22 protein-coding genes and 1 pseudogene are annotated in these 20,696 nt (G+C 68.2%); 13 read left to right on the top strand and 10 right to left on the bottom strand.

The window, feature by feature from the left end:
* The first annotated feature begins 59 nt into the window (after window positions 1-59).
* The 7 genes and pseudogenes from G3N62_RS17925 to G3N62_RS17895 all read left to right on the top strand — a co-directional run bounded on the left by G3N62_RS17925 (window position 60) and on the right by G3N62_RS17895 (window position 6,943).
* The gene (locus G3N62_RS17925) at window positions 60-227 is read left to right on the top strand and encodes a hypothetical protein (protein ID WP_185733058.1); all 168 of its coding nucleotides are present in this window, start codon (window positions 60-62) and stop codon (window positions 225-227) included.
* A 207-nt stretch (window positions 228-434) separates the two neighbouring features.
* Complete coding sequence (locus tag G3N62_RS17920) at window positions 435-1,637, top strand: HlyD family efflux transporter periplasmic adaptor subunit (RefSeq protein WP_241013133.1); 1,203 nt, start codon at window positions 435-437, stop codon at window positions 1,635-1,637.
* 3 nt (window positions 1,638-1,640) lie between these two features.
* Window positions 1,641-3,740: a peptidase domain-containing ABC transporter gene (locus G3N62_RS17915; protein WP_124669581.1), complete on the top strand. Its 2,100-nt coding sequence runs from the start codon at window positions 1,641-1,643 to the stop codon at window positions 3,738-3,740.
* Window positions 3,737-5,044: a TolC family outer membrane protein gene (locus G3N62_RS17910; RefSeq protein ID WP_124669582.1), complete on the top strand. Its 1,308-nt coding sequence runs from the start codon at window positions 3,737-3,739 to the stop codon at window positions 5,042-5,044. Before G3N62_RS17915 ends, G3N62_RS17910 begins: the two co-directional genes overlap by 4 nt.
* A complete protein-coding gene (locus G3N62_RS17905; protein ID WP_226103930.1) occupies window positions 5,034-5,948 on the top strand; it encodes a hypothetical protein in 915 nt (304 codons plus the stop codon). Before G3N62_RS17910 ends, G3N62_RS17905 begins: the two co-directional genes overlap by 11 nt.
* A 21-nt stretch (window positions 5,949-5,969) precedes the next feature.
* Window positions 5,970-6,068 (top strand): annotated as a pseudogene (locus G3N62_RS17900) (glycine/betaine ABC transporter substrate-binding protein); the annotation flags it as partial.
* Window positions 6,069-6,316: 248 nt separating this feature from the next.
* Window positions 6,317-6,943 (top strand): trimeric intracellular cation channel family protein, encoded by a 627-nt coding sequence (locus tag G3N62_RS17895; RefSeq protein WP_069705524.1) that lies wholly within the window; start codon window positions 6,317-6,319, stop codon window positions 6,941-6,943.
* A gap of 9 nt (window positions 6,944-6,952) precedes the next feature.
* On the opposite strand, the gene G3N62_RS17890 is transcribed toward G3N62_RS17895, so the two are convergent.
* On the bottom strand, window positions 6,953-7,378 hold the full coding sequence (locus G3N62_RS17890) for a PACE efflux transporter (RefSeq protein WP_049035329.1): 426 nt from the start codon (window positions 7,376-7,378) through the stop codon (window positions 6,953-6,955).
* A gap of 147 nt (window positions 7,379-7,525) precedes the next feature.
* Between G3N62_RS17890 and G3N62_RS17885 the strand changes: the two genes are divergently transcribed.
* Window positions 7,526-8,470, top strand: a complete 945-nt coding sequence (locus G3N62_RS17885) for a LysR substrate-binding domain-containing protein (protein ID WP_069705523.1) — start codon at window positions 7,526-7,528, stop codon at window positions 8,468-8,470.
* Here the strand turns inward: G3N62_RS17885 and G3N62_RS17880 are convergent.
* The 3 genes from G3N62_RS17880 to G3N62_RS17870 form a co-directional block, all read right to left on the bottom strand.
* Window positions 8,457-9,587: a hypothetical protein gene (locus G3N62_RS17880; protein ID WP_049035331.1), complete on the bottom strand. Its 1,131-nt coding sequence runs from the start codon at window positions 9,585-9,587 to the stop codon at window positions 8,457-8,459. The two genes, G3N62_RS17885 and G3N62_RS17880, sit on opposite strands and share 14 nt — an antisense overlap.
* A gap of 67 nt (window positions 9,588-9,654) precedes the next feature.
* Window positions 9,655-9,924, bottom strand: coding sequence for a MoaD/ThiS family protein (locus G3N62_RS17875; RefSeq protein ID WP_049035332.1), 270 nt, complete (start codon window positions 9,922-9,924; stop codon window positions 9,655-9,657).
* 120 nt (window positions 9,925-10,044) lie between these two features.
* Window positions 10,045-10,734 (bottom strand): aspartyl/asparaginyl beta-hydroxylase domain-containing protein, encoded by a 690-nt coding sequence (locus G3N62_RS17870; RefSeq protein WP_034186014.1) that lies wholly within the window; start codon window positions 10,732-10,734, stop codon window positions 10,045-10,047.
* 208 nt (window positions 10,735-10,942) lie between these two features.
* Here G3N62_RS17870 and G3N62_RS17865 point away from each other — a divergent pair, with 208 nt between their 5' ends.
* Together G3N62_RS17865 and G3N62_RS17860 are read left to right on the top strand one after the other, a co-directional pair.
* A complete protein-coding gene (locus tag G3N62_RS17865) occupies window positions 10,943-11,287 on the top strand; it encodes a DUF4148 domain-containing protein (protein ID WP_124669583.1) in 345 nt (114 codons plus the stop codon).
* 71 nt (window positions 11,288-11,358) lie between these two features.
* Window positions 11,359-11,634 (top strand): DUF4148 domain-containing protein, encoded by a 276-nt coding sequence (locus G3N62_RS17860; RefSeq protein WP_034186202.1) that lies wholly within the window; start codon window positions 11,359-11,361, stop codon window positions 11,632-11,634.
* A 180-nt stretch (window positions 11,635-11,814) separates the two neighbouring features.
* On the opposite strand, the gene G3N62_RS17855 is transcribed toward G3N62_RS17860, so the two are convergent.
* From G3N62_RS17855 to G3N62_RS17845, 3 genes are all read right to left on the bottom strand, one after another.
* Window positions 11,815-12,342, bottom strand: coding sequence for a cytochrome b (locus G3N62_RS17855; RefSeq protein WP_034186016.1), 528 nt, complete (start codon window positions 12,340-12,342; stop codon window positions 11,815-11,817).
* A 69-nt stretch (window positions 12,343-12,411) separates the two neighbouring features.
* A complete protein-coding gene (locus G3N62_RS17850; RefSeq protein ID WP_124669584.1) occupies window positions 12,412-13,827 on the bottom strand; it encodes an ATP-binding protein in 1,416 nt (471 codons plus the stop codon).
* Complete coding sequence (locus tag G3N62_RS17845) at window positions 13,824-14,483, bottom strand: response regulator (RefSeq protein ID WP_034186018.1); 660 nt, start codon at window positions 14,481-14,483, stop codon at window positions 13,824-13,826. Before G3N62_RS17845 ends, G3N62_RS17850 begins: the two co-directional genes overlap by 4 nt.
* A 294-nt stretch (window positions 14,484-14,777) precedes the next feature.
* On the opposite strand from G3N62_RS17845, the gene G3N62_RS17840 reads away from it, so the two are divergent.
* The 3 genes from G3N62_RS17840 (at window position 14,778) to G3N62_RS17830 (ending at window position 17,445) form a co-directional block, all read left to right on the top strand.
* Window positions 14,778-15,128 carry a hypothetical protein gene (locus G3N62_RS17840; protein WP_049029880.1) on the top strand — a complete coding sequence of 117 codons (351 nt, stop codon included), beginning with the start codon at window positions 14,778-14,780 and terminating at the stop codon, window positions 15,126-15,128.
* A 62-nt stretch (window positions 15,129-15,190) separates the two neighbouring features.
* Entirely contained in the window at window positions 15,191-16,360 is a 1,170-nt protein-coding gene (gene hpnI, locus G3N62_RS17835) for a bacteriohopanetetrol glucosamine biosynthesis glycosyltransferase HpnI (protein ID WP_083286538.1), read from the top strand.
* Between the two features lie 62 nt (window positions 16,361-16,422).
* The gene (locus tag G3N62_RS17830) at window positions 16,423-17,445 is read left to right on the top strand and encodes a lysylphosphatidylglycerol synthase domain-containing protein (protein ID WP_241013134.1); all 1,023 of its coding nucleotides are present in this window, start codon (window positions 16,423-16,425) and stop codon (window positions 17,443-17,445) included.
* Between the two features lie 28 nt (window positions 17,446-17,473).
* On the opposite strand, the gene denD is transcribed toward G3N62_RS17830, so the two are convergent.
* The 3 genes from denD to G3N62_RS17815 all read right to left on the bottom strand — a co-directional run bounded on the left by denD (window position 17,474) and on the right by G3N62_RS17815 (window position 20,643).
* A complete protein-coding gene (denD, locus tag G3N62_RS17825; RefSeq protein ID WP_124607563.1) occupies window positions 17,474-18,445 on the bottom strand; it encodes a D-erythronate dehydrogenase in 972 nt (323 codons plus the stop codon).
* A gap of 28 nt (window positions 18,446-18,473) precedes the next feature.
* A complete protein-coding gene (otnI, locus tag G3N62_RS17820; RefSeq protein ID WP_034186022.1) occupies window positions 18,474-19,250 on the bottom strand; it encodes a 2-oxo-tetronate isomerase in 777 nt (258 codons plus the stop codon).
* Between the two features lie 67 nt (window positions 19,251-19,317).
* The gene (locus tag G3N62_RS17815) at window positions 19,318-20,643 is read right to left on the bottom strand and encodes an MFS transporter (RefSeq protein WP_069705519.1); all 1,326 of its coding nucleotides are present in this window, start codon (window positions 20,641-20,643) and stop codon (window positions 19,318-19,320) included.
* Window positions 20,644-20,696 lie beyond the last annotated feature (53 nt).

Raw genomic sequence — 20,696 nt, 5'->3', positions numbered from 1 at the left:
AGCGCCCCGTGGCCGCGGCATGGTTGGCCAAATCGTTTTCAACCCAAGGAGCAGGGAAGATGAAAAAAATCGATCGCACGACGCTCGCGCAATCGCAACTGGCGGGAGGTTGCTGCAAGCGGCGGAGCACGCCGACAAAGAACACACGCTCGGCGCCGCAGCCTACCGCCACGCCGCCCACCACGACGCCGCCCACCGGCGGTGGCGGCGTGACGATTCGGCCGTAGCGCTGATTCCCGGCTGTCGCGAACCGGTCGACGGTTCGCGCAGTTCCGCTGCCACTCCGTCGCCGGCATCACGCCGGCGCGTTCATGCACGGCACGTATGCCGCGTGATGCGTCGCACCGGGTTCCGCCCTGCATGCGGCCTGTCGCCGCGAGTCGGTCGGCAGGCTGCCGGGCCGCGCGGGCGGCCCGACATCCGGAACATCGAAATTGGATTGGGAAGCTGGAAAACTGCCGCGCTTCGCGGATGTGTCGTGGCGCTGGATCGCATACTGCGCGTCGGCCATCGTCGGCGCGGGCATTGTCTTTGCATGTGTCCAGGAAATCGAACTCAAGCGGGACGTGCCGTGCGAAATCGTGTCGCCGTTCGATGTCAGGATTACAGGTCATGAGGGGCTCGTGACGGCTGTGTACGTGGCGTCGGCCACCCCGGTGCAAAAAGGGCAGCCGCTGTTCCGGCTGGCACGCGACCTGACGTTGTCCGCCGACGGCCGCCCAAGGCCGGTCTTCGACGAAGCGTCGCGCGACAGGCAGACGGCCGCGACGAACGCGCAATTCGACGATCGCATCGCCGCGCTGCAGGCTCGCATGCAGGCGGCCGGACGCACGGAGGCGGCGCGCATGCGCGAACTCGACGCACTCGGCGATCGGCAGCACCGCTTGCGGCAGATGGCCGACGACGCGCGGCGCAGGCTTGCCCGTGTCGAAGGCGCCGCCGACTACGTCATTGCCGATCGCATCGAGCAGGCACGCATCGAGGTCCGTCAGAACGAAGCGGAGATTGCCCAGGGAGATGCCCGGCATCAGGCGCTGCTTGCCGATCTCGAAACCTTGCGCGGTAGCCGCCGCGAACTCGACGCGCAGGTCCGGGAACTGCATGCGCAGCGCGATCGTGAAGTGCAGGACATTCTGGTGCGCTACGAGGCGGCGCGGCGGGACATCACCGTATCGGCGCCGAACGACGGCATCGTGACGTTTTCGGGCCTCGTGCCGGGGAATGCGCTCGCGTCCGACGACGTCGCGCTCGTGATCTCGACCAGCCCGAAACCGTCGCTGTCCGCCGCACTGCGCATTCCGTCGCGGCAACGCGGGTTTGTGCGAGAAGGGCAGACGGTCCGCATCAAGCTCGACGCGTTCCCCTATGCCCGCTTCGGCAGTGTCGCCGCGCGCATCGACTCGATTTCCGGCACGACGATGACCGCGGCCACGGCTTCGTCGCCGTCGTCGGCGCCCACCGGCGCGCGACCGACCGATTACATGGCGTGGGCGACGGTGCGCAGCGCGACGTTCGGCTCGCCCCGCGAGCCGCTGCGGATCCTTCCGGGCATGCATGGCACCGCGAGCGTCGTCGTCGAGCGCCGTTCGATCGCCGAGTGGGTATTCGAACCGCTGTTCCAGATGATCCGGAGTTGACGCGTGCGCGTGATTTACCAGAATGAAGTCGCGGACTGCGGATATGCATGCCTGGCGATGGTGCTGAGCCATCTCGGGCGTGCGACCGAAGTACGCGAGATTGCCGCGTATCGTCCGGTGTCGTCGCACGGGCTGACGCTGATGGACCTTTACGACGTCGCGACCGATTTCGGGCTGGCGGTGCAGGCGTATCGGTTCGACGCCGGCGATCTGGCCGACATCCGGCCCGGCTCGATCATCCATTTCGGCGGCGCGCATTTCGTCGTCTTCGAGCGCGTTCGCCGCGGCCATGTGCAGGTGATCGATCCGGCAGTCGGGCGACGCCGCGTCGCGCTCGACATGTTCCTGTCGAGCGTGTCCGGCTACTTGCTCGAATGTGCGCCGACGCCGGGCTTGCCGCGCATTCGCGCACGTTCGCGCGTGCCGGCCGCGCTCGAGCGCGTGAGGGCGCTGAACCCGCAGTTGCGCGGGCAAATCGGCAAACTGCTGTTCGTTGCGCTTGGAAGCCAGTGCGCGATCCTGGCCATGCCGTATTTCGGCAACCTGGTGCTCGACCAGATCGTGACCAGCGACAACCGGAATCTGCTGCGGATTCTCACGCTGACATTCGCGAGCATTTTCGCGATCGGGACGTTCAGCCGCTTCGTGGAGTCGTATCTGACCGCGCTGGTTCATACGCTCGTCAACGTGAACATGACCGAAGGGCTGATCGGGCAATTGCTGCGCCACCCGATTCCGTATTTCGAGAAGCGCAACGTCGGCGACCTGTTCGCGCGCGTCAAGTCACAGGATGAAATCAACGAATTCGCAGTGCGCACCGCGATCTCGCTGCGGATCGATCTCGCGGTCGGCGGCATCGCGGTGCTGCTGATGCTCGCGCAGAGCCCGCTGCTGGCCGGCGTCGCGCTTGGCATATTCGCAACGTATGTCGGCGCGGCATTCGCGCTGTATCGGCCGATGCGTGATGCGCACATGCTGGTGCTCGAACGGACGGCCGAATGCGAGGACTTGCTGTTCGAGACGATCCGGGGAGCTCCGGTGATCAAGCTCGCGTCGGGCGAAGTGCGGCGCACGGCGATTTACATGGCGAAATTCAAGGCGTGCGCGGCGACGATGCTGCAGAGCGCGAAGCTCACGGCCTGGCGCGACGCAGTGTTGAAATTCGTCGACTACGCGGACGTCGTCGCGATTACCTGGCTGTCGGCCGGACTGATGCTCGACGGCAAGATTTCGGTCGGCGTGTTCTATTCGTTCATGATCTACAAGTCGCTCGCGTCGGAGCGGCTCGCGCAGGCGATCAACGCGCTGTTCGCGCGCCTGATGCTGACGGTGCCGGTCGCCCGGGTCGCCGATATCGTCGACGGCGAGCCGGAGCGCTATACGCCGCTGGAGCAGATCGGCCGCGCGGCCGAGACGCAATGCTTCGAATCGATCGAGATGAGGGATGTGTCGTTTGCGTATGGGGCGTCGGACCGTCGCGTGTTGACTGGCGTGAGTCTCGATATCCGGCGCGGCGACCGCATCGCGATCGTGGGGCCGTCCGGATGCGGGAAGTCGACGGTCTTCAAGCTGCTGTGCGCGGCCGAACACGCGCAGCATGGGGACGTACGGCTGAACGGCGTGCGCTATGCGAATCTCGCGGTCGACGAAATCCGCCGGCACATGACGCAGATGCGGCAGGGCGACTTGATCCTGCGCGGATCGATCGCCGACAACGTGTCGCTGTTCAGCGCAAATGCCGACCCTGCGCGCATCAACCGTCTGCTCGACGAGGTCGGCCTGCTGGACGACGTGATGCGCTTGCCGATGCGCACGCGCACGATCATCAGCGATTCGATCGCGAACATCTCGGCGGGGCAGCGGCAGCGCCTGCTGCTCGCGCGCGCACTGTATCAGCCGGCCGAGCTGATGCTGCTCGACGAGCCGACGTCGAACCTCGACGCGGTGTCCGTTCAGCGTATCGCGGCGTTGTTGCAGCGTATCGATCGAACGGTCGTCGTGATCACCCACGATCGCTCGCTCGCCGCCACGTTCGAGCGCTGCTATGAACTCGTGGATGGTGTGCTAGTGCCGGGCGTGGCCAATCGCGCGGGGGCGGCATGACGATCGGACGGATCCTGCTCGCGGCGGCGCTCGCTTGCGTGTCGCAGCACGCGCTTGCGGATGACCTGATGTCGGTCGTGACCAGCGCGCTCGATTACGACGCGGAACTCGCCGGCGTGCGCTCGGATGTCGAAGTCGGCCGTCTCGGTGTGCCGCGCGCGCGCGCCGCGCTGTTGCCGCGGATCGATGCGGGCTGGGGACGCACGTACAACCGGATCGCGACGCGGGACGTTCCGTCGATGCATTACTGGCAGAACGGCTGGACGGTATCGTTGACGCAGCCGCTGTTCGACTGGGAACGCTGGATCGCCTATCGGCAGGCGGGAACGGCGGCCGCCAAGGCGGAACTGACCTATGCGCGTGCGCAGCAGGCGCTGATGCTGCGCGCCGGGCGTGCGTATTTCGACGTTCTGGCGGCGACCGACGAATTGATGCGCGCGACGGAGTATGTGGCGGCGGTTGCCGAACAGCACGAGATCACCGTGCACCGACGGGCGGCCGGAGAGGCGACGCTGATCGACGTACGCGAGGCGCAGGCGCAGCTCGATGCGGCGCGGCTGCAGCAGATCGACGCGCGGCAGGCCGTCGATTCGCGCCGCCGGATTGTCGAAACGCTGATTGGCCGGCCACTCGGCCCGTTCGCGCGCGTGCCGGACGAAACGCCAGCGCTGCGGCTCGATCCGGATGACGCCGGGTATTGGGTTGCCCAAGCGGAGCAGAAGGGCTATCCGGTCCAGATCGGCGAACTCGCCGTGCGCGACGCGCGGGATGAGGCTCGCCGAGTACGCGCGCAACGGTATCCCGTCGTGAATCTGACGGGCAGCCACACGCCGGCGGGTGCGGCATCGGGTTTCGCGCAGCCGACGACCACGACGACCGCGATGGTGACGATATCGATCCCGCTGCTGACGGGCGGTGACATCCAGGCGCGCCTCGGGCAAGCGTTGGCGGGTGAGGACAAGGCGCGCAGCGCGCTGCAGGCAGCCACCCGGCAGGCGGGGGCCGACACGCTCGACGCCTTCCAGCGGCTGCACTGGGCACGCGAGCGCGGCGAACTCCTTGGCCGCCTCGTGCGGGCCAACGAGCGAACGCTCGACGCGACGCGGATCGGCTACCGGGTCGGCAGTCGTTCCAACCTCGATGTGCTGCGAGCGAGCGAGGCACTTTTTGCGAGCCGCAAGGCGCGGCTGGGTGCGCACTACGACATGCTTGCCGCGTACCTCGCGTTGAAATCCGGTGTCGCGTCGCTGGATTTCGACGACGTCGCGCGGATCAACGGATGGTTGACCGGCGATGGCCGATAAGCGGCAGCGACGCCTCGGCTGGCGCGATCGATGGCTGCTGCGCCTGTCGGGCCGCGGGCTCGAGCGGTTGGCGCTGGCTGTGTGGGTCTTGCGGAGTCTCGGCAGCCCACGCACCCGCTGGGCGGGCCGGTTGCGCTACGAGTGGGGGCGCGACCACGTCGCGCTCACCCGTGCGCACATCTGGCGGACGATGGCGGCAGGAGAATTCGAGCGCCTGATGGATCGGCGCCTGCATGCCGAACGCGCTGCCGGCCGCGATGTCGAATGGCCGGGCCTCGAAGCGGCCACGCAAGCGCTGGCTCGAGCGATCGCCCGGATTCGCGACGAATCGGGCGGCCGTCCCGTGATCGTGTCGCCGTTTCATTACGTGTCGCAGTTTGCGAACGTGATCGTGATCGATGCGTTGCGCGACGCGCTGCAATTGTCCGAGATCGCAGTCGTATCGGGCATCGCGCGGGAAACGTATGGCGGTTTCGAGTCGACGCTGATGCCGAACGTGCGCGTGTTGCACACCTACGACGAAGTCAATCGCAATGCGCTCGGGCTGCGCGTCTTGCACGCGCTGCGACGAAACGGCGTTGCCGTGGTGTTCGCCGATGCGCCGCCGTACCTGATGCAGCGCTTTCCGATGGAGACGATCGAGGTCGCGATGTTTGGGCGGCCGGCGCGGATTCACCGTGGCGTGTTCAGGATCGGCGCGCGCGCCGGTGCGGTGCTGGTGCCGTTCCATCTCGAATTTGCGGCTGGCCGGTTCGACCACCGGATCTTCCCCCCGATTGATCTCGTGCAGGCCGACGCGCCGCAACGCGTGTCGGATTGCATCGAGCGCGCGTGTATCGATGCGTATCCGGACTGGATTCTGGCCGGGCATCCGTCGCAATACGGGTTCGCGCCGCTCAGGTAGGGCGTCGTCGCCGTCTACTCGAGCAAGGCCGCCGCCGCATGGCTGAAGGCGAACCCGCAAGCGCTCGGCAAGTGGCTCGCGGGCGTGACGGCGCTCGACGGCAAGCCGGGTCTGCCTGCCGAAGGCGTAGCTCGGCGTGCCTTGAGCATGACGCGTCGGGCTTTTTGCTGCCCGCGCCGCGAGCCGCCAGACGGTTGCCCGACGATGCGCTAGACTGCTCGATCCCCGATCGAGGAGACGGCAATGATCCGTACTGCGCCTGATGCATCCGGATGGCAATACGCGGCCGGCACGTGGCCGAACGGCGCGGCCGCTTCGGGCGACACACGCTGCAACCGGACGATGCAGCGCTTCGGCCATTCATTCGCATGAAGCGCATCGAGCACATCGTGCTCGCCGCCGACCTCGCGGGCACGGCGGTGTTTGCGATCGAGGGCGCCAATGCGGCGATCGGCGCGGGACTCGACCTGTTCGGCGTGATGGTGCTGTCGCTCGTCGTCGCGCTCGGCGGCGGCGTGATCCGCGACCTGCTGATCGGCGCACGGCCGCCCAGCGCCGTCAGCGACTGGCGTTATCCGGCCCTCGCGTTCGCGTCCGGGCTGGTCGCGTTCGTCTTTCATGCGCGGGTCGCCGCGTTCTCGCCGTCGCTGCTCACGACGCTCGATGCGGCCGGCCTGGCGTTGTTCGCGGTCGCGGGGGCGGTGAAGGCGCTCGAATTCCGCGTCCATCCGTTCATCGCGACGCTGATGGGCGCCGTGACCGGATGCGGGGGCGGTGTCGTACGCGATGTGCTGCTCGCGCGGATACCGGTCGTACTGGTTACGGATATCTATGCGAGCGCGGCGCTGCTCGGCGCGGTCGTCGTCGTGTCGTGCAGGCGACTCGGGTGTCCGCCCGTCGTGGCGGCCGTGCTCGGCGGCCTTGGCTGTTTCGCGCTGCGGATGGCGGCGGTGCGCTTCGGCTGGCAACTGCCGAAAATCGCGGCCGGTGCGTAAGCGTCCGGCTCACGACGCCTTCGTCGCCGCCGGCACGTCGAACACGCGATCGAACGCCCACTGGAACACGAACGCGTAGCAGAAGAAGAACGCGAACAACCCGATATCGACGACGAACGCGTCGAACCACGAGATGTCGAGCCACCACGACACGACCGGCACGAGCATGAAGATGAGCCCGCCTTCGAATCCGGTCGCATGCAGGAGCCGCCGCCCGAGCGTACGCGACGGCTGTCGGCGCGACGCTTCCCAGCGCTCGAACAGCGCATTGAAGATCATGTTCCACAGCAGCGCGATCGCCGACATCGTCGCCGACAGCGCGCCGGAATAGACGAGGTCCTGCCTGAAGATCGCCGCGATCGCGGGCGAGATGCAGGAGATGGCGATCGCTTCGTAGAGCACCGCCTGCGTGATTCTGCGCGGTAGGCCTTGCACGGTGTTTCTCCGGTTGGACGGTAATCGTCGGGGCGGTGTGCCGCGACGTCCCGCAAGGCTAGCCGCGTTGCACACCCGCTTCAATTCACCTAATCTCACCCGGATTGAATCGAATTCAACCCGGCCGTATCCGGCCCGCGAGGCCCCGTGTTCTCGAAAATCCCCCTGACCGCATTGCGTGTATTCGAGTCGTCGGCGCGGCTCGGCACGTTCAAGGCCGCCGCGGACGAACTGTCCGTGACGCCGGCCGCCGTGTCGCATCAGATCAAGTCGCTCGAAAGCCGGCTCGGCGTGCTGCTGTTCGAGCGCGGCGCGAGCGGCGTACGGCTGACGGAGGAAGGCGCGCAACTGTTTCGCGCGAGCCACGATGCGTTGCTCGCGCTCAGCCGCGGGCTGGATGCGTTGCGGCCCGATACCGCCGGCGAGCGCCCGCTCGTGCTGACCACCACGCCCGCCTTCGCGGCGATGTGGCTGATCCCGCGTCTCGGCGCGTTTCGCCGCATCGATCCGCACCTGCACATCAAGGTCGAGACCGGCAACACGCTCGTCGATCTCGAACGCGAGGCGCGGATCGATCTGGCGATTCGCGCGACGTCGCGCACGTTTCCCGCGCTGCACGAGATCGCGTTGATCGACGAGTATTTCGGCGCGTTTGCGGCCACCGGCTTCGATGCGCATCGCACCGACGAGCCGCTCGACTTGATCGAGACCGTGTGGGATACCCCGCTGCCCGTGTCGGTCGACTGGGCGTCGTGGTGTCGCGCGGCCGGCCGCGAAACGTGGCTCGAACGCGCGGTGTTTCGCCATTACGACGACGAGCATTACGCGTTGCAGGCCGTGCTGCACGGGCAGGGTGTCGCGTTGTTGAGTTCGGTGCTGGCCGCCGAGCACGTCGAGCGCGGTGCGCTGATGCCGATCGAGCCTTCGGTGCGGCTCGACGGCGCGCGTTTCGTCGCACTGTGCCGCCCCGGGCGCGAGCGCGAGCCGCAGATCGCCCGGTTTCTCGACTGGCTCGACGCGGAAATCGCGCAGACGCGCGCGGCGGTCGCGCGGATGGCGCCCGGCGACCGTCGCGTCGTTACCCGAAGCTGACGCAATAGACCGGCGGCAAATGCGCGGATACCTGGCGCCAGTGGTCGCCGCCGTCGGCGGAGGTCCATAACCCGCCGGTCGTCGACGCCATCGCGAGGCGCATGCCGGCATCGTCCACCGCGAGCCCGTGCCGGTACACGAGGTCGTAGGCCGGCGCGGCCGGCAATCCGTTCGACAGGCTTTCGAAACTTTGCCCGCCGTCGCGCGTGCGCGTGACGACGAGCCGGCCGTTCACCGGAATGCGGCAGGCATCCTTCACGGCCGGCACGAACCAGGCGGTGTCCGGTTCGCGCGGATGCACGGCCACCGCGAAGCCGAAGCTCGACGGTTGCGCGTCGATTCGCCGCCAGTGCTCGGCGCCGTCGGTCGAGCGGAAGATCGCGCAGTGGTGCTGTGTCCACAGCACGTCCGGATCGGCCGCGCATTGCACGACGCGGTGCGGATCCTGCGCGTTCGGCTCGCCGCGCCGCTCGGGCGGCATGTAGTCGGCTTCCATGCCTTGCGCGGTCACGCGCCACGTCGCGCCGCCGTCCGCGGTCTGCCAGACGCCGCCGCACGAGATGCCGACCGTCACGTGCCGGCTGTCGCGCGGATCGACCATCACCGAATGGATGCCCGGCGCATCGTACCCGCCGCCGCCCCATTCGGCGCGCTCGGGGCGATCCCACAGCGCGCGGTTGAGTACCCACGAATCGCCGTGGTCGTCGGAGCGGAACAGCCCGCCGGGAATCGTGCCGGCCCACAGCACGCCCGGCTCGTCCGCGCCGCCGGCTTCGAGCGACCAGATCTGCTGAAGCGTCCACGGCGGCTGCGGCGTGCCGGACGGCTCGTCGTCCGCGTCGCCGGTGCCGGTGGGCACGGCGTCGGCCGGTCGCGGCGGGTAGACGGGGACCGCGCATTCTTCCCAGTCGGCGGCGCCGGCGCGCAGCCGATGCAGCTTCACGCCGAAGTGGCCGAGGTTGAGCGCCGCATACAGCGTGCCGTCGCGCGGGTCGGCGAGCACCATGCTGACGGGTTCGCCGATGAAATGCGGTTCGCCGGGCGTCCAGCCGCCGCCCCCGTCGGGATGCAGGATGAACAGGCCCTTGCGGGTGGCGACGAGCAGTCGATCGTTCATGTGCGATGTCTCCTGAGCGGGCGGCCCGGCGTTCGGGCGCCGGGTCCGGTTCGATGCATCCGTCCCTTTATCCGCCCGTCAGCGCCTGGACGACATACACGCGGCTGGCGTCGTCGAGCACATCGGACAGGCGCTGCCGGTCGCGTATCGGCTGGCCGTCGATGAACACCGACAGATGCTTTCGCAGCGCACCCTGGTCGTCGAGGATGTAGCCGCGCAGCCGCGGCTGCTCGCTGAAAACGGTGTCGAACGCTTCGCCGACCGTGCGCGCGTCGAGGTCGCGTTCGGGCGTTTCGATATGCCGCTGGATCGACGCGGCGAAGAAGAGGTGCGCCATGGCGGTGGCTGTCAGGAGCCGTGCGGAAGGGACGGTCTGTAGTGTAGGCGATCCGCAGGAAGCCGAAAGTCGGGGGAGGGGGCGCTGCGCCGGCATGCGCGCGCCGCTTGCGCGCTGGAACTAGACCGGAATCGACCGCCCGCGGATCCGGATCCCGAGCCGCACGACGCCGATCACCGCATTCGACAGCCACGTGAGCAGGCGCGGCATGCCGCGCCGGCGGATGTCGAGCAGCAGCACGATGCGCACTGCCTCGCTGTCGTTCCACACCTCGTGCGTGAACGTGTCGTCCCACAGCAGGAAGCGGCCTTCGTCGAGCCGGTATTCGCGACCGTCGACCTTCAGCACCGCGGCCGGCGAGCCGTCCGCGCGCTTCGGCATCGACAGCACGAGATAGCCGCGCAGGATGCCGCGAAACGGCCCGCGATGCGGCGGGATGTGCTTGCCGGGCGCGAGGAACGACAGTGACGCCGACAGCACGTCCGGCGAGGCCGCGACGATCGATGCGATGGTCGGGCAGCGCGCCAGGTTGCGCGGGAATCGCTGGCCGTACGCCTGCATGATGAACATCCGCCAGTCGCGTGCATCGTTGGCCGAGATGTCGTACTGCTCGCGCATGATTTCGTGAAAGCGCGGGATGCGCGGCATGTCGCGCGCGACGGCGAGCGCTTCGGCCCGGATCGCGGGCCATGCGCGCACGAAACGTTCGGCGTCCGGGAACGTGGCCGTGTCGAGCACCGCGCCGCCATCGAGATGGCGGTCGTACAGGGTGCGCAGCAGGCCGGCTGCATAGTCGTAAGCGACGGACATGGTCGATCGGGGTGCGATCCGCAGAAGGTGACGTCAGTCTGCCCGATCCGCAACGGGCGCTGCGTTACGTCAGGTTACGCCGGCTGACGAATGAATGACAGTTTGACGGAGGCCCGTCGCGCGGATCGACCGGCAGGGAATAAACGCAGCCCGGCCGTCGTCATACGGGTGTAGCACGTCGTCTCGTTGACTTCTGAAGGAGTGAAACATGAATACGCTTTGGCTGGTGGCCGCCACGGTGGTGGCGATGTCCGTCGCGGGTGTCGCGACGCAAGCGTCGGCACAGGCGCTGACGCGCGCGCAGGTCACGCAACAACTGATCGACGCGGAACACAACGGGTTGCGCTTCGTGACCGATACGTCGTATCCGGACGTGAGCCCGCTGTTCCGGCAACAGGCCGAACGGATGCCGCAGCGCCAGGCGAGCACCGCGGTCGGCGGCGATCCGGCCGTGTCGTCCGAAGCCGGCAGGCCGGCGAGGATGCCGTCGCATCCGCGCGCGGCCGCATGCGTCGGCCCCGCGAGCTTCTGCACGATCTATTTCGGCAGCTGACTGACCGGCCTGCCTCCGCAGGTCACGCATTCCCCGCGGTTGATTGATACGCAACATCGAAGGAGTTCATGATGAGAACATATATCGCACTACTGACGATGATCGGTGCGATCGTCGGTCAGTCGGCATTCGCGCAAGCGGCCGCGCCGCTGACGCGCGCGCAGGTTCGCGACGAACTGATGCGTCTGGAAGCGGCCGGGTACGACCCGGCGAAGGGCGACGACGGCGAGTATCCGGCGGACATCCAGGCCGCGGAGGCGAAGCTCGCCGAGCAGGATCGCGCGCGAATGGCGGCGTCCGCCGCGCATGCGCCGGCTGCCGGCATGCCGGTGCAAACCAGCAACTAGGTGCCGACGTGATCGTGTGTGAGGTCCGGCCGTCGTGTTCACGGGGCGGCAAGCCGCATGCCCTTCTGCGCGCCACGCGACGTGGCCGAAGGGCGCCGGTTGTCGTGCCGCTGATTGCACGCCGCTTCGCGCGGCGTCGCGATCAGCGGGTCGACCGGCTCCGATGAGCCGGCAGGTCGATCACCAGGGCATCATGCGCTGCACGACCTGGTCGCGCAGCACGAAGCGGTGCAACAGCGCGGCCGCCACGTGCAGGCAGATGCCGGCGAACAATACCCACGCGAGGACGCCGTGCACGTCGCCCATCGCGTGCCCGAATCCGGAGCCGGCCGCCGACAGCGCCGGCAACGGAATGACGCCGACCAGCGTCACGGCCCACGCGCGCGACGACGCGTTGATCCAGCCGAGCAGCGGCACCGCGATCAGCAGCGCGTAGAGCGCGCCATGCGTGGCGCCCGACAGCACGCGCATCGCGGGCGACAGGTCGCTGGCAGGCGGTCGATGCGTCGCGCGCCACAGCACGCGGCACGCCATCGCCGCGAGCAGTGCCGTGCCGACGATCAGGTGCGCGGCGATCAGGCCGACCGGTTGCGTGTCGCGATGCACGTCGGGCATCGTCCAGCCGATCGCGTATTGCGCGACGATCAGCGCCACGATCAGCCAGTGAAGAAAACGGGCGACGGCGTCATAACGGGCGGGTGCGGACATGGAGACTCCGGACGGATGAAAGGGGACACGGTTTTGGGGGGATTCTACGGTCGAATCCTTAACGAAACGTTAAGCACGCGGCGTCGATCCGCCCGCATCCGCCGACGGCAGCGCGATCGCCACGCCGAGGCCCTGCCCGCCGATGCCGGACTCGAACTGCACGGTGCCGCCGAAATACTGCGCGATGCGGGTGACGATCGACAGCCCGAGCCCGCTGCCGGGCGACTGCGCACCGCTGCCGCGATAGAAACGGTCGCCAAGCCGTTCGTGCTCGCCGGGCGCGACACCGGGCCCGTCGTCGCGCACGACGATGCGTTGCCATGCGCCGTCGTCGTACACGCCGATGTCGATGCGCCCGCCACGGCGGCCGTACTTGACGGCGTTGTCGACGAGATTGTCGAGCAGGATGCCGATCAGGATCGGATCGGCACCGATTGCGCGCGTGGAGAGGCCGCCGGCCGCGATGGCGATGTCCTTGTCGGCGGCCTTCGCCAGATGGCGGTCGATGGCGGCGTCGACGAGTTCGCGCACGACGACCGCGCGCGTCGGAATGCGTTCGTACTCGTCGAGCCGGGCAAGCAGCAGCAACTGCTCGGCGAGCCGCGCGCTGCGGTCGACGCCTTGCACGACGCGCTGCATCGCCAGCTGCTTGTGCGCCGGATCGTCGGTCGCGATCGCCACCTGCGCCTGCACCTTGATCGCGGCGAGCGGCGTCTTCAGTTCGTGCGCGGCGTCGGACGTGAACGCGCGCTCGCGCACGATCGATTGTCGCAGCCTCGCCATCAGGCGGTCGATCGCGTCGACCAGCGTGCGCACTTCGTCCGGCACGGTCGCGATGCCGAGCGGTTCGAGCGAGCGCGCATCGCGCGCGCCGATCAGCGCGGACAGGGTCTTCAATGGCGCGAGGCTGCGGGCGATCGTGACCCAGAGCAGCAGCGCGAGCACCGGCAACGCGACGATCAACGGCAGGACGATGCCGCGCGCGATGCCGGTCGCCAGGTCGCTGCGCGTATTGACGGTCTCCATCACGCGCACGCGGCGCCCCGACGTGCTGTCGCGCAGTGCGTACGTGCGCCACGGCGTATCGCCGATGACGATCGTCCGCGGCGCACCGAGCGGGTCGCGCGCATCGGGCAACGCTGCCGCGGTCGCGGGCAGGCTCGACGCAACGACGTTGCCTTGCGCGTCGCGCACGTCGAACAGCACGTCGCGCGGCAAGCGATCGCCGTCGTTGGCGGCGCCGTGCGCCGACGCGCCGAACGCGAGTTCGACCCGTGCGTCGGGCGGCACGCGGGCGAGGCGGTCGAGGTCGGCCGGCGCGAGATTGACCAGCAGCGACGCGTATTCGGCGAGACGGGCGTCTTCCCATTCGCCGATCTCGCGCGTCGCGTAGTGGATGCTGCCGAACACGGCGACGAGCCAGACGACGGTCACGCAGCCGATCGCCATCAGCGACACGCGGCGTCGTATCGAGCGCGCGATCATCGGAGGTCGACGACGTAGCCGATGCCGCGGACGGTGCGGATCAGTTCCGCGCCGAGCTTCTTGCGCAGGTTCGAAACATGAACCTCGATCGCATTGCTTTCGATGCCTTCCTGCCAGCCGTACAGGCTGTCCTCGAGGTGCGCGCGCGACTGCGGAACGCCCGGGTGACTGACGAGCTGAACGAGGATCGCCCACTCGCGCGACGTGAGCGCGATGCGCGCCGCATCGCGCGTCACCGTATGCGCGGTCAGGTCGATCGTGATGTCGCGCCACACGATTTCATCGCCGGCCCGGCCCTGCGAGCGCCGCACGAGCGCGCGGCAGCGGGCGAGCACTTCGGACAGCTCGAACGGCTTCGCGAGATAGTCGTCCGCGCCGTCGTCGAGGCCGCGCACGCGGTCGGCCACGGTGCCGCGCGCGGTCAGCACCAGCACGGGGACCGTCTCGCCCGCCTCGCGCAGCGCGCGCAGCAGTTCCGTTCCCGATTTGCCGGGCAGGCCGAGATCGAGCACGACGAGCGCGAAGCGCGTCGTCGCGAGTGCGGTGGCGGCGGCATGACCGTCGCGCAACCAGTCGACGTGATAGCCGGCCTGGCTGAGGCTGATCTCGAGGCCGCTGCCGATCAGGTCGTCGTCTTCAACAAGGAGGAGTCGCATGGTCGATTCGTGTACGGACATGCGCGATTGTACGAGCCTGACCACGCGCGCCGTGCAATGGAATGTAATCGGACCCCGTGCGAATGTCTCGCGATTCTGAAGAACGCTTAAGGTTTGGCGCCGTTAATCCCGCTACCATCGGCCACGACATTTCTCGGGCGGTTCTCCGTTTCCCCAGATCCCGAACCGGGCGGGTGCGTGCGGCGTGAGCCGGACGCACCCGCCCGTCAATCCGCGATCCTTTCGATCGACCTACGGTCGATGCGTGTCGCCCGTACGGGAGGTTCAATCCTGATGGCATCCTCGACGATCGAGCGATGGCGTGCCTACCTGCTGATCGCCGCACTGGCCGGCATGTTCATCCAGTGTTTCGTGCTGGTCTCGTTGCTTGCATGGCGCGTACCGGAAGCGTTTTTTACCACGATGACGTTTCGCCTCTCGATCGTCGTGGCGCTCGCCGCCGCCATTCTTTCGGTTCGCAAGCTTGCCGGCGCGGCGTTCAGGTCCGCGCTGGCATGTGGCGATGTGCGCATGACCGGTATCGATCGCCGCACGGTAGTTGTGTCATCTGATTGCGCGTACCGTCGCTGGGTCGTCCTTCATATCCGGCTCAACGGGAACCGATACGGCGGCGTGCACGGGTGAGCCCGCGTGCGCGCCGCCGTTCCCGGGCGTCGCGGTCGTACGGGTCACCACTGGGGAGAAGCATGATTCTGCTGCATGTGCTGCACGCGCTGGCCGGGGCAATGTCGATCGTCTGCGGGCTGGGCGTGGTGCTGGGCATTGCGTATACGATCACGGCCAGCGTGCTGGTCGGCCGGTTCTTTTCCCGGGCGGCGGCGGAGCCGCGCGCGTATCCGGGCGTCACCGTCGCGAAGCCGCTGCACGGCGACGAATGGAATCTCGTCCAGCATCTCGAAAGCGGCTTCGTGCAGAATTATCCGGGGCCCATCCAGCACCTGTTCGGCGTGCACGATGCCGGCGACGCGGCACTCGCGGCCGTCGAAACGCTGCGCGCACGCTACCCGGACGCGAACATCAAGGTCGTCGCCGATGCGCGGCTGTACGGGCCGAACCGCAAGATCGCCAATCTCGTGAACATGCTCGAACATGCGGAGCATGCGGTGCTCTGTCTCGCCGATAGCGACGTGGTGGTCGAGCGCGATTATCTGCGCGCCGTCGTCGGCGCGCTACAGCAGCCGGATGTCGGCATCGTGACGAGCGTGTATCGCGGCGTCGCGTCGCCGGGCTTCTGGCCCGGCGTCGCCGTCGCGATGACGAACTACCATTTCCTGCCGGGCGTGATCACCGGGCTCGTCATCGGGCGCGCGCGGCCGTGCTTCGGGCAGACGATTGCGATCACGCGCGAGACGCTCGAACGCATCGGCGGGCTGGCGCGTTTCGCGCATCACCTGGCGGAAGATCACGCACTCGGCGAGGCCGTGCGGCAGGCGGGCGCGCAGGTCGTCATTCCGCCGTTCGTCGTCGGGCACGCGTGTGTCGAGGAGACGTTCGCGCGGTTGTACGCACACGAGTTGCGCTGGAGCTGCACGATTCGCGCGGCCGACCGGCTCGGTCATGCGGGGTCGGTGCTGATGCACCCGCTGCCGCTCGCGCTGCTGGCGCTGCTGTTCTCGGGCGGCGCGGCCGCCGCATGCGCGCTGACGATCGCGGCACTCGCCGCGCGGGTGCTGCTGATGGTGAAGACGAGCCGCGCGACCGGCGCGGGCCTGCGCGGCGCGTTCCAGCTGCCGTTCGTCGATCTGCTCCAGTTCGTCGTGTTCGTATCGAGCTTCTTTTCGTCGCATGTCGTGTGGCGTGGCACGCGCTTTCACGTCGACCGGGAAGGCCTGCTGTCGCCGGCCGCTGAATCGTGACCACCGGCACCAACACCGACGCCGCCCGTGCGGAACCGGGCGCCGCGCGCGGCGACGCCCGGCTGCGGCAGGCGGGGCGCGCGGCCGCGCTCGGCGGGCTGGCGCTCGCGGTGTGGCTGATCTGGCGCGAACATCCGCTCGATATCCTGCATCGCCTGCGGATCGCCGGCGCGGGGCTGCTGGTCGCCGCGCTCGCGCACATCCTGCCGATGCTCGCGAATGCGTGGGACTGGCGGATGCTGATCCGCGGCCCGCGCCGGCCGTCGTTCGTGACGATGCTGAAGCTCGTGTGGATCCGCGAATCGGTCAACGGGTTGCTGCCGGTCGCGCGCATCGGCGGCGAGATCGTGTCGTTCGGCCTGCTGCGGCAGGCCGGCGTGCGTCCGGCGACCGTCGTGGCGAGCCTCGTCGCCGACATGCAGCTGACGCTGATCAGTCAGCTGGTCTTCGCGCTGGTCGCGATCGGCTACGTGCTCGAACGCGTGTCGTCCGATGCCGCGCGGGTGGCCGCGCACCTCGCGATCGGGATGGCCGCGCTGGTGCCGGTGCTGCTGCTGTTCGCGCTGGTGCAGCATGCGCGGCCGTTCGAGCGCGCGATGCGCGTACTCAACCGTGTCACGAGCGGCAAGGTGGTGGCGCTGGTCGGCGAATCGGCGCGGACCGATCAGTCGATCCGGTTGATCTGGAGAAAGACGGGCGTCGTCGTGCGCTACCTGGCGATCTGGCAGACGCTGCAGTTCGCGGGTTACGCGCTGGAAATCTGGCTGGCGCTGTATTTCCTCGGCGCCGATCCGACGTTTGCGCAGGCGCTCGCGATCGAGGCGCTGATCCAGCTGGTGAGCAGCATCGCGTTCCTGATGCCGGGCGGCCTGGGGGTGCAGGAGGGCGGGTTCGTGTTGATCGGCGGGCTGCTCGGGTTCGACCCGCCGACCTGCCTGGCGCTGGCCGGCGCCCGCCGCGTGCGCGACTTGCTGTTCTATCTGCCGGGCCTGCTGGCGTGGCAATGGGCGGCCGGTTCGTCGAACCGGCCGGGCGGCACGACACCCGCGTCGTTGCCCGCCGGAGAATCCGCCCGGCCGCGCTGACCCGGCCGCATGAGGCGCGACGCGCGAGTCAGCGCTGCGCGTCGGCGATATGACCGCGGATCACGTCGGCGAACGACGTATCGCCCTTCAACCCGAGCGCTTCCGCGCGCGACGTGTCCCAGCGGCCCGGCCAACTGCCGACGATCTTCTCGATGCGTTCGTCGGGCGCATGACGGATCAGTTTCACGACCTCGTTGCCCGCGACCTCGCGCAGCGCTTCGATCATTTCGTCGACCGAGACCGACAGGCCCGGCAGGTTGATCACGCGCTTGTTGCCGAGCGTCGCGCCGTCGAGCTCGCAACCGGCGACGAGCGCGTCGATCGCGCCGCGCGGCGACAGCAGCCACAGCCGCGTCGAGCCGGGCACCGGGCAGACGCTTTCCTCGCCGTTCAGCGGTTCGCGGATGATGCCGCTCGCGAACGACGACGCGGCGGCGTTCGGCCGGCCCGGCCGCACGCTGATGGTCGGCAGCCGCAGCACGCGGCCGTCGACGAAGCCGCGCCGCGCGTAGTCGCACAGCAGCAGCTCGGCGATCGCCTTCTCGGCGCCGTACGACGATTGCGGGTTCAGCGCGGTATCGTCCTGCACGACGTCGGGCAGCGTGCCGCCATACACCGCGACGGAGCTCGTGAACACGACGCGCGGCCGGTGGCCGCGTGCGCGGCACACTTCGAGCAGCGCGCGCGATGCGTCGAGGTTGATCCGCATGCCGAGATCGAAATCGGCTTCGGCCTGCCCGCTGACGATCGCCGCGAGGTGGAAGATCGCGCCCGTCCGCGCGTCGATCGCGCTTTCGAGCACGGCGCGATCCGCGATGTCGCCGACGATCGACGTCACGCGCGCGTCGCCGAAATCGCTGCCCTTGACGACGTCGAGCAGCACCAGCTCGTCGATCTTGCCGGTCCGGCCGTCCGGGCCGGTCAGCTCGCCGCGCTCGAGCAGCTTGCGCGCGAGACGCTGGCCGAGAAAGCCGGCACCGCCGGTGATCAGTACTTTCATGTTCGTTGCCCTCTGAGGAATGCGTGAATTACAGGTACGGCCTGAGCCAGCCGAGGCCTTCCGACGTGCCGGCCTTCGGGCGGTATTCGCAGCCGATCCAGCCGTCGTAGCCGAGCGCGTCGATCAGCGCGAACAGGTACGGGTAGTTGAGTTCGCCGACATCCGGCTCGTGGCGCTCGGGCACGCCGGCGATCTGGATGTGGCCGATGCCCGCGAAATCGCGCTTGAGCTTCATCGCGAGATCGCCTTCGACGATCTGGCAGTGGTAGCAGTCGAACTGCACCTTCAGGTTCGGCGCGCCGATTTCCGCGCGGATCGCCTGCGCGTCGTCCTGGCGGCTCAGGAAATAGCCGGGCATGTCGCGCTGGTTGATCGGCTCGATCAGGACCGTGATGCCGTGTGCGGCGGCGGCTTGCGCCGCATGGCGCAGGTTCGCGAGGTAGGTGTCGCGATGGCGCGCGCGGTCGGCGCCCGGCGCGACCATGCCGGCCATCACGTGCAGTTTCTTGTTGCCGAGCACGCGCGCATAGTCGAGCGCCTGGTCGATGCCGCGCCGGAACTCGTCCTCGCGGCCCGGCAGCGACGCGATGCCGCGTTCGCCCGCGGCCCAGTCGCCCGGCGGCGCGTTGAACAGCGCCTGTTCGAGATGGTGCGCATCGAGACGCGCGCGGATGTCCTCGGCCGCGAAGTCGTACGGGAACAGGTACTCGACGGCCTTGAAGCCGTCGTACGCGGCAGCGGCGAAGCGTTCGAGGAACGCATGCTCGGTGTACATCATCGAGAGGTTGGCGGCGAAGCGTGGCATGGCAGCGGGTCCTGTGAATGATTGGGGCGGGGCGCCATGCGCCCCGCGTCGAATGAAGGCAGCCGGATCAGCGGTTCACGAGTTTCGCGGGCGTGAGCCACACGGCGAGCGCGCCGATCACGAGCATCGCGGCCAGCACGTACATGCCGGACGACGTGCTGTGCGTGACGTCCTTCAGGTAGCCGATGACGTACGGGCTCGCGAACCCGGCGAGGTTGCCGACCGAGTTGATGATCGCGATCCCGGCCGCGGCCGCGGAGCCCGCGAGGAACGCGGTCGGCAGCGACCAGAACAGCGGCGCGCAGGTCAGCACGCCGCCTGCCGCGAGCGACAGGAACACGATCGACACCGCCGTATTGTGCGAGTACGACGCGGCGACCGCAAACCCGACCGCGCCCATCAGCGCCGGCACGATCAGGTGCCAGCGGCGTTCGCGGCGCTTGTCCGCGCTGTGGCCGAACAGGTTCATCACGACGATCGCGACGACGAATGGAATCGCGGACAGCAGGCCGATCTGCAGCGTGTCGGTGATGCCGGTCGATTTCACGAGCGTCGGCATCCAGAACGTGAGGCCGTACTGGCCCGTGACGAACGCGAAATAGATCAGCGACATCCACCACATGCGCGGGTCCGAGAACACGGCCTTCAGCGAATGGCCGTGCTGCTGCCGTTCCTGCGGCTGCGCGGCGATTTCGTCCTCGAGGAGCTGCTTCTCGCGCTCGTCGAGCCACTTCGCGCCGCGGATGCTGTTGTCGAGATACAGGACCGTCGCGATGCCGACGAGCACGGCCGGCACGGCTTCGATCATGAACATCCATTGCCAGCCGTGGAAGCCCGAGCCGCCGTGGAAGCGCTCCATGATCCAGCCCGACAGCGGGTTGCCGAAGATGCCCGACACGGGAATCGCGGACATGAACACCGCGATGATCTTCGCGCGCCGGTGCGACGGGAACCAGTACGTGAGGTACAGGATCACGCCCGGATAGAAGCCGGCTTCCGCGAGGCCGAGCAGGAAGCGCAGCACGTAGAACTGCGTCGGCGTCTTCACGAACGCGAACAGCGCGGACAGCAGGCCCCACGTGATCATGATCCGCGCGATCCAGATGCGCGCGCCGATGCGGTGCATCAGCAGGTTGCTCGGCAGCTCGAACAGGAAGTAGCCGAGGAAGAAGATGCCCGCGCCGAGCCCGAACACGGTTTCGCTGAACGCGAGATCCTGCGACATCTGCAGCTTGGCGAAGCCGACGTTCACGCGGTCGAGATACGCGACCACGTAGCAGAGCATCAGGAACGGCACGATGCGCCAGAACACTTTCTTGTAGGTGCGGTCGAGTTCGGCCGCCTGGGCGGGCGCGGCGGGCGAGCGGCTTGCGGCCGCGTCGAGAGCAGTCATCGTCGTCTCCTTGAATATCGTGTGCCGGCGGCGCGTACGCCGCCGGATCGTGT

This window comes from Burkholderia sp. Tr-20355, assembly GCF_017104685.1.
Classification (GTDB): Bacteria; Pseudomonadota; Gammaproteobacteria; order Burkholderiales; family Burkholderiaceae; genus Burkholderia; species Burkholderia seminalis.
Note: the sequence above shows the minus strand (reverse complement) of the source record. Positions and strands in the feature narration are given on the sequence as shown.